General features: G+C 63.1%; 14 protein-coding genes. 8 read left to right on the top strand and 6 right to left on the bottom strand.

Features of this window, described 5'->3' with window-relative positions:
* Positions 1 to 8 precede the first annotated feature (8 nt).
* Positions 9 to 785 carry an inositol monophosphatase family protein gene (locus tag G405_RS0105635; protein WP_022700533.1) on the top strand — a complete coding sequence of 259 codons (777 nt, stop codon included), beginning with the start codon at positions 9 to 11 and terminating at the stop codon, positions 783 to 785.
* Here G405_RS0105635 and G405_RS0105630 read toward each other — a convergent pair.
* Entirely contained in the window at positions 782 to 1174 is a 393-nt protein-coding gene (locus G405_RS0105630; RefSeq protein WP_022700532.1) for a hypothetical protein, read from the bottom strand. The two genes, G405_RS0105635 and G405_RS0105630, sit on opposite strands and share 4 nt — an antisense overlap.
* A gap of 196 nt (positions 1175 to 1370) precedes the next feature.
* On the opposite strand from G405_RS0105630, the gene G405_RS0105625 reads away from it, so the two are divergent.
* From G405_RS0105625 to rpmE, 3 genes are all read left to right on the top strand, one after another.
* A complete protein-coding gene (locus tag G405_RS0105625; protein ID WP_022700531.1) occupies positions 1371 to 2384 on the top strand; it encodes a hypothetical protein in 1014 nt (337 codons plus the stop codon).
* Between the two features lie 3 nt (positions 2385 to 2387).
* Positions 2388 to 3404 (top strand): peptidoglycan -binding protein, encoded by a 1017-nt coding sequence (locus G405_RS0105620; protein ID WP_022700530.1) that lies wholly within the window; start codon positions 2388 to 2390, stop codon positions 3402 to 3404.
* Between the two features lie 193 nt (positions 3405 to 3597).
* On the top strand, positions 3598 to 3819 hold the full coding sequence (gene rpmE, locus G405_RS0105615; protein WP_009802014.1) for a 50S ribosomal protein L31: 222 nt from the start codon (positions 3598 to 3600) through the stop codon (positions 3817 to 3819).
* A gap of 183 nt (positions 3820 to 4002) precedes the next feature.
* Here rpmE and rcdA read toward each other — a convergent pair whose 3' ends face one another.
* Positions 4003 to 4515, bottom strand: coding sequence for a protease adaptor protein RcdA (gene rcdA / locus G405_RS0105610; protein ID WP_022700529.1), 513 nt, complete (start codon positions 4513 to 4515; stop codon positions 4003 to 4005).
* 80 nt (positions 4516 to 4595) lie between these two features.
* The gene (locus tag G405_RS0105605) at positions 4596 to 4796 is read right to left on the bottom strand and encodes a DUF1192 domain-containing protein (protein WP_156861380.1); all 201 of its coding nucleotides are present in this window, start codon (positions 4794 to 4796) and stop codon (positions 4596 to 4598) included.
* A 68-nt stretch (positions 4797 to 4864) separates the two neighbouring features.
* Here G405_RS0105605 and G405_RS0105600 point away from each other — a divergent pair, with 68 nt between their 5' ends.
* Both G405_RS0105600 and G405_RS0105595 read left to right on the top strand, forming a co-directional pair.
* On the top strand, positions 4865 to 5836 hold the full coding sequence (locus tag G405_RS0105600) for an NAD(P)H-quinone oxidoreductase (protein ID WP_022700527.1): 972 nt from the start codon (positions 4865 to 4867) through the stop codon (positions 5834 to 5836).
* A 166-nt stretch (positions 5837 to 6002) separates the two neighbouring features.
* A complete protein-coding gene (locus G405_RS0105595; RefSeq protein ID WP_022700526.1) occupies positions 6003 to 6662 on the top strand; it encodes a DUF1013 domain-containing protein in 660 nt (219 codons plus the stop codon).
* 73 nt (positions 6663 to 6735) lie between these two features.
* On the opposite strand, the gene G405_RS0105590 is transcribed toward G405_RS0105595, so the two are convergent.
* The 3 genes from G405_RS0105590 to G405_RS15120 form a co-directional block, all read right to left on the bottom strand.
* Entirely contained in the window at positions 6736 to 7554 is an 819-nt protein-coding gene (locus G405_RS0105590; protein WP_022700525.1) for an SDR family NAD(P)-dependent oxidoreductase, read from the bottom strand.
* Positions 7555 to 7644: 90 nt separating this feature from the next.
* Entirely contained in the window at positions 7645 to 8514 is an 870-nt protein-coding gene (locus tag G405_RS0105585; RefSeq protein ID WP_233345990.1) for a tetratricopeptide repeat protein, read from the bottom strand.
* A gap of 84 nt (positions 8515 to 8598) precedes the next feature.
* Positions 8599 to 8769, bottom strand: a complete 171-nt coding sequence (locus G405_RS15120; protein ID WP_022700523.1) for a DUF465 domain-containing protein — start codon at positions 8767 to 8769, stop codon at positions 8599 to 8601.
* 106 nt (positions 8770 to 8875) lie between these two features.
* On the opposite strand from G405_RS15120, the gene G405_RS0105575 reads away from it, so the two are divergent.
* Together G405_RS0105575 and G405_RS15115 are read left to right on the top strand one after the other, a co-directional pair.
* The gene (locus G405_RS0105575) at positions 8876 to 9490 is read left to right on the top strand and encodes a UbiX family flavin prenyltransferase (RefSeq protein WP_022700522.1); all 615 of its coding nucleotides are present in this window, start codon (positions 8876 to 8878) and stop codon (positions 9488 to 9490) included.
* The gene (locus G405_RS15115) at positions 9487 to 9972 is read left to right on the top strand and encodes a TIGR02444 family protein (RefSeq protein WP_022700521.1); all 486 of its coding nucleotides are present in this window, start codon (positions 9487 to 9489) and stop codon (positions 9970 to 9972) included. Before G405_RS0105575 ends, G405_RS15115 begins: the two co-directional genes overlap by 4 nt.
* Positions 9973 to 10003: the final 31 nt, after the last annotated feature.

Genomic DNA, 10003 nt, shown 5'->3' with positions numbered 1-10003 from the left:
CTGCATTGATGCAAGTCATGACCGACGCGGTCCGCAAGGCGGGCCGCCGTCTGGCGCGTGACTTTGGCGAAGTCGAACACCTTCAGGTGTCCAAGAAAGGCCCGGCGGATTTCGTCACCCAGGCCGACATGAAATCTGAAGAGATCCTCTTTGACATCCTGTCCAAGGCGCGGCCCGGCTATGGCTTCGTCATGGAAGAGCGCGGCGTTGTCGAAGGCACCGACAAATCCCACCGCTGGATCATTGATCCGCTGGACGGCACGCTGAACTTCATGCACGCCCAGCCCCATTTCGCTATTTCCGTGGCGTTGGAGCGGGAAGGCGAGCTGATGGCGGGCGTTGTCTATAACCCCGCGACCGATGAGCTGTTTCACGCCGAGAAGGGCCGGGGCGCGTTCATGAACGACCGTCGCCTGCGGGTGGCCGAACGCCGTGATCTGCATGATTGCGTGATCGCCACCGGCATGCCGTTCTTCGGCAAGAAGGGGCATGCCCAGTTCCTGAAGGAATTGCACCAGATCATGCCGATGACCGCGGGCGTGCGCCGTTATGGCGCCGCGTCGCTCGACCTCGCCTGGACGGCGGCGGGCCGGTTTGACGGTTTCTGGGAACGCAATCTGAAATCCTGGGACATCGCTGCAGGTCTCGTGCTGGTGCGTGAAGCGGGCGGCTATGCCGGCGCGATCGACCCCGGCACGGACGTGCTCGAAACCGGCCATATCGCGGCCGGCAACGAGATGGTGATCAAGGAATTGCGCGAAATGCTCGCAAAGGTCGCCAGCTAGCTCTGCGGTTTTTGAACGCTCTGCGCGGCGCGACGGCTTTCCGGCCAGGCGCCGCGCGGCGCGTCCAGCCGGCCTCTCACGGCCCGGACCGGCGCAGACGCCGGAACGCCATAGGCCCAAAGCTCGGAATGCACGCTTAGAAAGCCCGGCGTGACAATGGCTTTCAGCGGCATGGGCGGTTGAGCGGCTTTTATCTGAGAATCCAGCGTCAGCGGCCAGAAGCGGCAGCCGGAGGTCTGGACCAGCCTGTCGCCGTCTACGGACAGGCGCGCCTGCGCCCATCCCCACAGCGTATAGCCGCACTCCAGCACGATGTCGTGCCGGTTGATCCGGTAAGTCCAGCGTTTCAGTCTGAGCGACATGGCGGATCCGGTGCTGCGCTGCAACATCTGCGCTGCTATGGTTAATCCCGGTTAAGGGTTGCGGCAAGTTGAAACTGGCGAGTGCGCGTTTTGCAAGCGAGGGCGCCGCGGGTCTTCACCCGGCCCCATCCCTGCCTCATTCCCGCCAAGACCCTTGCGTTTGATAGCGGCGTAGGCCAAGCCTGCAGGGAAGCTGACGCGTCAGATGAGGGAGCCGCATCGCATGGCTGATCCGAAAGAACCGCGCCGCAAGGCCCGTTTCACCGGACCGGGAAACTACATTCTCTGGATGGTGGTGTTTCTCGCTATAGTGCTGGCGCTGGCGGCCGCGCTGCACCAACCTCTGATCCTGGCGTTCGAGGCCAATCCGGCCATCAACGGCCTGATCCTGGGCGTTCTGTTCATTGGCATTCTTTATACCTTCCAGCAAGCGCTGGCGATTGGGCCGAGCGCGCGCTGGCTGGTGCGCCTGAACGAAGCCGACCACCCTGATCAACTGCCCAGCCCGCCCGCCCTGATCGCGCCCATGGCGGCGCTGATCACCGATGCGGCGGACGGCCGGTCGCGCCTGTCGGCGGCGTCAGCGCGCGTGGTGCTGGATTCCGTTGCGGCGCGGATGGCGGAAAGCGGTGCCTTCACGCGCTATTTCGGCCGCCTTCTGATCTTTCTGGGCCTGCTGGGCACCTTCTACGGCCTGCTTCTGGTGGTGTCGGATGTGGGCGACGCGGTGCGCGCCGTCTCTGCGACCTCCTCCGGCGCCGGGGAAACCGACGCCATGGCGCTGATGAGCGCCATTGAAGAGCCCATAGCCGGCATGGGGACGGCCTTCGCGTCCTCGCTGTTCGGTCTGGCGGGCTCGCTGATCATCGGCTTTCTCGAATTGCAGGCGAGCCGGGCGCAGAACCGGTTTTATAACGAGGTCGAGGAATGGCTCTCCACGATCTCGCGCCTGTCGAACGCCGGCCCGCAGGGCGCCAGCGCGGACGAGGCGGGCGGTTCCGGCGCGTATGTGGGGGCCTTGCTGGAGCAGAGCGCGGATGCGCTGGACCGGCTGACCCACACGCTGGAGCGCCATACCCGTCAGCTTGAAACCATCATGACCCGCTTTGCCGACGATGCGGCGGAAAGCCAGCGCGAGAGCGCGCGTCTTCTGCGCGATGAGATCAAGGTTCTGGTGCGGGCGCTGGAGGCGCAGGCGCGCCTGAACCGGGAACGCGGCCAGGACCGGAACGAGTAAACCATGTCCCTGCCTCGGCACCTTCAGTCCAGCCAGAGCGATTCCGGCGATTACTGGCCGGGATTCGTCGATGCGCTCGCGACCTTGCTGCTGGTCATCGTCTTTCTGCTGGCGGTGTTCACCGCCGGGCAGTTCGCCCTGTCCCAGGCGCTGACCGGCCGCGATGAGCAGCTGGCCGATCTCAACAGTCGTCTCGCCACGCTCGCCGAAGAGCTCAACCTCGCGCAGAGCGAGAACGAGCAATTGAGCCTGCGCGTCAGCGTCCTCAATCAGGAAAACGGCGCCTTGCAGGAAACCAATGCCGGCCTCAGCTCTCAAATTGCGGGCTTGCAGGACGGTCTCGCAGCGGCGCGCGCGAGCCTGGCGGAAGAAGAAGCTCTCAATGAGGAGGCGCAGGCGACAGTCGCGCTCTTGAACAATCAGATGGCGGCGCTGCGCGAAGAGCTGGCCCGGCTCAACGAGACCCTGAACGCCTCTGAGGCGCGTGAGGCGGAGCTGGAAGCCGAAGTGGTCAATCTGGGACGACGTCTCAATGCGGCGCTCGCCAGCGAAGTGGCGCGGCTGGCGCGCTATCGCTCGGAATTCTTCGGTCGGTTGATCGAGGTGTTGGGCGACCGGTCCGGCGTTCGCGTGGTGGGCGACCGGTTCGTGTTCGAGACCGATGTTCTGTTCGCCTCCGGCTCGGCCGAGTTGAGCGAAGAGGGGCGCAGCTCGCTTGCGCCGATCGCGGATGCGATCATCCAGCTGACGGATGAAATCCCCGATGACCTTGATTGGGTGCTGCGTGTGGACGGGCATACCGACCGAGTGCCGCTCGGTCCTAATGCGCCGTTCGAGTCCAACTGGGAGCTGTCCACGGCGCGCTCTCTGTCGGTGATTTCCTATTTTGAGAGCCGGGGCGTGCCGCCCCGCCGTCTGCTGGCCGCCGGTTTCGGGCAGCATTACCCCATTGCGGAAGGCCGCACCCAGGAGGCCTATGCCCGCAACCGCCGCATCGAGCTGAAGCTGACCTCGCGTTAGGGGTTTGTGAACCATAAATGCAGCTGAGCGGCGATTAAGTTTTCGGTAAGTCCTTGTATTTGCGCTATCTGACTCAGGGCGCTTGAAACAGTCGATTTCGGGGTGTATACACCGCGCCTCAATTCATGCAGATTTCCACTTGTGGGCGGCTCTAACGGCCGCCTTCAAGCGTAAAGAGGGCCGGAGCGGCACGATGAAACAGGACACTCACCCCGACTATCACTTCATCGAAGTGGTGCTGCCGAACGGATCGCGCTTTAAGACTCGTTCTACCTATGGTAAAGAAGGCGCAGTGCTGCAACTGGACATTGATCCGTCCACGCACCCGGCCTGGACTGGTGGCAACCAGACCCTGCTGGACCGTGCGGGTCGCGTGTCCAAGTTCAAAGACAAGTTCAAAGGCTTCGGCGTCTAAGGCCCTATCCCCCCTCGATCGGGCAGAGCTTGGCTCCGTTGAAGTCTTTCGAGGAACGCCCGCAGTCTCCCCTCGGCTGCGGGCGTTTTTCTCGCCTGCTCGATACGCCTTTGGGGGTGTGTTGAACAAGAAAACGGCCGCTCCTCGGAGCGGCCGTTTTTCTGTCTGGAAACTGTTTGGGGCTCAGGCTTCCGAGAACGCGGCGCTCAGTTGCGACAGCTGGCTCGCGACCGGATTGTCCGCCGGCTTCACTTCGGCTTCAAACAGGGAATCGTCAAGCCGCATCAGGCGTTCGTGCAGCTCGCGCGCGCGCAGGGCCAGATCGCCCAGACGCGGCGGGCAGGGGTCATCCCCGGCCGGCCAGCTCGGCGGGCTGAACTTGTTCGGCGACAGGCGATACCGCTCTTCAGCGGCTTCATCGGCGTGCATGTCGCCTTCCGCCACGGCGCGCTGGGTCAACAGCCAGGAAGCGCATTGCATCAGTTGCGTGGTCAGGCCCATGGATTCCGAGGCGTAGGCGAGCGCGCCCGACCGGCCCAGACGCTTGGCGTCATCGCGGCCCGGCCCGTCCAGATAGCTGGCGGTTTCCTCAACCAGATCCATGCCGTCGCGAAACAGGCGGCGGAACATTTCAGACTCCGCGAAATCGGAAACTCGGGCGGCGGTGCTGGCGATGTGAGGCGTGACCGGGGTCATGTGGATATCCGTGCTGTCTCGTTACGCATCAGTTCAAGATTGTATAGGAACTCTTAAGCAAGGCTGAGGCCAAGCGCCCGTTACTGGGAGCCAGGCGTGGTGAAAAAGGCTTCTGCAGCCGACAACCCGGCCTTCTTGTCCTTGATCGCCGTTTCAGTCCGGGCCATTTCTTGGCGTAAGGCCTCAAGCCTGTCCGTCAGTTGTTCGACCCCCAGCTCGCTCAGGTCTTCGCCCGGAGTGATCGCCTCGGCGCCGGAGGTCAGCGGTTCATCTTGAAACATCTGCATCGCTCTCCTCTCAAGGAACAAGGCGACAGATACTAGTGCATTAACCCATCGGAGTCCCGTTCATGGTTGAGATTTCATCGCGCATCGTCGTCGCTCCCGAACCTGGCGGACCTGAAAAGCTGGTTGTGAAAACCGTCCAGCTGGCGCCGCCGGCGCCGGGCGAGGTGCTGATCGACGTGGCCGCCGCCGGGGTGAACCGGCCGGACGTGTTTGAGCGGATGGGCTTTTATCCTGCGCCTGAGGGCGCGCCTGAGGGGTTGGGACTTGAAGTGTCCGGCACAGTGCGGGCGTTGGGCGAGGGCGTGACGGAGTTCGCGATCGGCGACCCGGTCGTGGCGCTGGTGTCCGGCGGCGGTTATGCGGATGTGGCGCGCGCCAAGGCTGGCAGCGTTCTACCTGCGCCGGACGGCGTGTCGCTTGTGGACGCGGCCGGCCTGCCCGAAACCGTTTTCACTGTCTGGACCAATGTGTTTGACGCCGGGGCGCTGAAACCCGGTGAGCGGTTTCTGGTGCATGGCGGCGCCAGCGGTATCGGCACGACGGCCATCCAGATGGCCAAAGCGCATGGCGCATATGTCATCGCGACGGCGGGCGGCCCCGACCGGGCGCAGCTTTGCCGGGATCTGGGCGCAGATCGCGCCTTTGATTACCACGCCGAGGACTGGTCCGCGGCGATCAGCGCGGACGTGATCCTGGACATGGTCGGCGGCGATTATGTGCAGAAGAATCTCAACTGCCTGAACCGTCTGGGGCGCATCGTGATGATCGCCTTCCTCAAGGGCAGCCGGGTCGAGGTGGACCTGATGGGCCTGATGCTGAAACGCCAGACCCTGACCGGCTCGACCCTGCGCGCGCGACCGGATGCGGAGAAAGCTGCAATCGCCCAGGCGGTTCAGACCCATGTCTGGCCTTGGGTCGAGGCGGGGAAGGTGCGCCCACGGGTGGATTCCACATTTGCGCTTGATGAGGTCTCCAAAGCTCATGCGCGCATGGATGCAGGCGGTCACGCCGGCAAGATCCTGCTTGTTCCCTAGCGCCTGACGGCGGCGTGTCAGGGGTGTTTCCAGCGCGCCACAAGCGCGCTATAAGGAGGGACACACTTTCCCTCTTCAATCGTGACTGGCGTGATGAGGGGCGGTCGACGGCGACAACCCGGCGGTCCGCGCCGGGTTTTCTTTTGTTTCGTGTACGAGGACTGACATGGCCGAGATTCTCATGCCAAAGGCGACGGCGGTTTGGCTGGTGGACAACACCGCGCTGAGCTTTGAACAGATCGCTGACTTCACCGGCCTGCACCATCTGGAGATCAAGGGCATCGCAGATGGCGACGTGGCTGCTGGCGTGCGTGGGGCAGACCCGGTCGCCTCCGGCCAGCTGGACCGTGAAGAGCTGACCAAGGCGGAAGGCGACCCCTCCTACCGCATGAGCGCCTCCAAGCCGAAATACGCCGAGTTCCAGGAACGCAAGAAAGGCCCGCGCTACACGCCGTTGTCGCGGCGCCAGAATCGTCCGGACGCCATCGCCTGGCTGGTTCGCAATCACCCTGAACTCACGGATCCGCAGATCTCCAAGCTGGTCGGCACCACCAAGACCACGATCGAGGCGGTGCGTGAGCGCACGCACTGGAATTCGCCGAACATCAAGCCGACCGACCCGGTGACGCTGGGGCTGTGCACCCAGATCGATCTGGATGCGCAGGTCTCCAAGGCATCCGCCCGTCGCAAGCAGATGGAAGAAGATGGTCAGGTGATCATCGAGGAAGACACCCTCAAGCCGGCTGACGATCAGGACGGCGAATCCTCCAACTCGCCGACCACGCTGGATGAGTTGTTCGGCAAGCCCAAGGGCGATAGCGATTAAGCCTTCAACAGCTTGTGCATGAAAAAAGCCCGGCTCTGAGAGCCGGGCTTTTTGCTGTGCGATTGGCGCGTGCTCAGTCTTCGTAATCTTCAGGCCGCATGGTGTAGTTGAGCGCCAGTCGACCGCCGTCGGCGTAGATGCATTCGCCGGTGACATAGCTGGCGTCCTTGCTGGCGAGGAACCAGGCGACGCCGGCGATCTCGTCGGGATCGCCCAGACGGTTGAGCGGCGTCCGCGACAGAATGCGCTTCATCGCTTCGCGATCATCGGCCACGGCCTTGAGAATGTCGGTATTGATCGAGCCTGGCCCGATGGCGTTCACCCGCACGCCCCAGGGCGCCAGGGCCAGGGCCATGGATTTGGTCATCTGGTTGAGCGCGCCCTTGCTCATCGAATAGGCGAGCTGGTCAGGCAGGGAGACCACGGCGTTGACCGAACTCATATTGATGATGGCGTAGCGCTTGCGACAATCCTCGGCGCGTGTTTGCTCTTCCTCGATCTGCTCGACCATCTGCTTGGAGGCGGCCTTGGCGACCAGAAAGGCGCCGCGCATATTGACGTTCATCACGGCGTCAAAATCATCCGCCGACAGATCCATAACATCGCCCTTGGCGAGGGTTGCAGCGTTGTTGACCAGAATGTCCACCCGATCGAATGCAGACCGGGTCTCGGCCATCAGGTTGGCCACTGCAAGCTTGTCAGATACGTCGCAGCTGACAAACAGCGCGCGCTCCTTGCCGGCGTTGAGGGTTTCAACCAGGGCTTCCCCGGCCTCGTCATCAATGTCAGCGACCACGACGCGCAGGCCTTCTTCGACAAAGCGCCGGGCGCAGGCCGCGCCAATGCCTTTGGCGCCGCCCGTGATGATGGCCACACGATCAGAGACCGCCATGGGTAAACTCCATTTTCAATCAGTCGGCGGCGATCAAACAGATGCGCGAGAGCCCTGTAAACAACTCAGTCAGCCTTTGTGTGGAAGGCCTTAGGGCGTGGCGCCGAAGACGCGCTCATAATCTTGGGTGATTTCAGGATCATCAGGGGCCTGCTCATGGGCGCGCGCGTACAGGGCGTGCGCTTCTTCAACCTCGCCTACTTGTTCCAGCGCGGCGGCGAGCGAATGGGTGATCGAGCCTTCCTCCGGCGCGGCGTCTGACGCGGCGCGGCAAATCGTCAGGCCGTCGGCGGCCCGCTCGGCCCGCACCAGCGCCCAGCAGAGCGCGTTCAGCGCGCCCGGATCGTCAGGCTGCAGGCTCACCGCTTCACGCGCATCCTCGATCGCCAGCGTGCTCATGCCCAGCTCGACGAAAGCAGCGGAGCGCCCGATCCAGGCGGACGCGTAGGCGGGTTCAGCCCGCACGGCGGCGTCAAAGGCGGCGACGGCTTCGGCGGCGCGGTCCAGATCGAGATAGGCCGAGCCGGCCAGCACGGCGGTGAAGCCGTCTTCAGGGATCCGCGCCAGGGCGATTTCGAGATCAGGCAGGGCGTCTTCCGGACGATCAAGCTGCAGATAGGCGGCGGCGCGATTGCGGCGGATCAGCGGATTGTCCACATCGCCGTCATTGGCCTCCACCAGCGCAAAAATCTGATTATAGGCGATCAGTGCCTCTTCAGAGCGCCCGGAGGCCAGATAGGCTGCGCCCAGACGGGTTCGCAGCTCGGCTTCTTGCGGCCAGTCATAGAATTTCTCGGCCAGGCAGGCCTGGAAGGCGGTGATCGCGGCTTCCGCTTCATTGTCGGAGAGCGCGGCATATCCCTCTGGGCAGAGTTGCTGGCGCGCGCTCTGTGCGTGCGCGGGTTGGGCGATCAGCCCCAACATCACAGTAATCGTCAGAAGGCGGATGAGATGAAGCACGACCGAACTCGACTGTCAGCGGATAAAAAAGAAAAGGGCGGACGCGAGGTCCGCCCTTTTCGGTCAGGCTAGCAGGATACCTGGTTATTGTCGTCGCCTGAGGGCTTCAATCTCTTCTTTAAGTTTAAGCTTTTGTTTTTTAAGGGCGGCGACCGCGAGGGTGTCGCTGGAGGGACTTTTCATCTGCTCGACAATCTGATGATCCAGTCTGTCGTGGCGGGCGTCCAGTTCACGAATACGCGCGTCAGTGGCCATATATGCCTCCCTTGCTCTAGGACTCACATTGAACCATCTGATAGCGCCAGATGACAATTCAAAATCGGTTGCGACATTTTATCGGAGTTAATCAGCAGTGACGGATATGACCCCAGATCGGCTTGTGGTCGGGATTTCCGGCGCGTCTGGCGTGGTTTACGCCATGCGTGCGCTTGAGGCGTTGAAAACCTTAGGTGTGGAAAGTCATGTGGTGGCCTCCAAGGCGGCCGAGATGACCCTGTCCTACGAGATGGGTGAAAAGCCCAGCGTGCTGCGTGAGCGCGCCGACATGCTCTACAAACAGGCCGATGTGGGCGCGCCGATCGCGTCAGGCTCGTTCAAGACCCGCGGCATGCTGATCGCGCCGTGTTCGGTGCGCACCATGAGCGAGATCGCAACGGGCGTGACGTCCTCTTTGCTGACCCGCGCGGCGGATGTGGTGCTCAAGGAGCGCCGCCTTCTGGTGCTGATGGTGCGTGAAACCCCGTTTCATCTGGGCCATCTGCGCACCATGACCCAGCTGGCGGAGATGGGCGCGGTCATCATGCCGCCGCTGCCCGCATTTTATGCGCATCCCAAAAGCGTTGATGACATCGTCAATCAGTCGGTGGGGCGGGCGCTCGACCTGTTCGGGCTGGACTGGGACGGCACAAAGCGCTGGGGCGAGGATCTGGAGCAGGGGCGCCGCCCGCAAGCGCGGACGCGGGCGCCGTCCGAATGAGCGCGTTCTGGACTTTCTCCGTCAAACTCTATGGCAAGGACGGGGTCAAACCCGCCTGCCTGGCGCTGCAGGCGGCGGGCATGGACGTGAATGTGGGGTTGTGGATTGTCTGGACGGTGATGAACGGGCGTGATCCGGGCCCGGCGCTCGGGCAGGCGGTGGAGCTGTCCGCGCTGTGGAGCGCGCGCGTGGTCAAGCCGCTGCGCATGGCGCGCGACCATCTCAAACACCCGTTCGCAGACGTTGATCCCGACGCCGCGACCGCCTTGCGCCAGAAGGTTCTGACGGTCGAGCTGGAGGCGGAAAAGCTGGAACAGCATGGTCTTGAGTCCTTGGCCCAGGCCTGTCCCGAAAATCGCGAGGACGACCGGCGCGCCCTGGTCCTTCGCCGCCTGCATGAGTACGCCGCCCGCTGCGGCGCTCCGGGCGACAGTGCGACCGCATTTGTGGAAAACATTTTCGAGACGAGCAAAAATGTGTAATATGGGCCTCCTCGAATTGAAGTGAGCGCAA

This window comes from Oceanicaulis alexandrii DSM 11625, from assembly GCF_000420265.1.
Lineage (GTDB): Bacteria > Pseudomonadota > Alphaproteobacteria > Caulobacterales > Maricaulaceae > Oceanicaulis > Oceanicaulis alexandrii.
The sequence above is the reverse complement of the archived record's forward strand: the minus strand, read 5'-3'. Positions and strand labels throughout refer to the sequence as shown.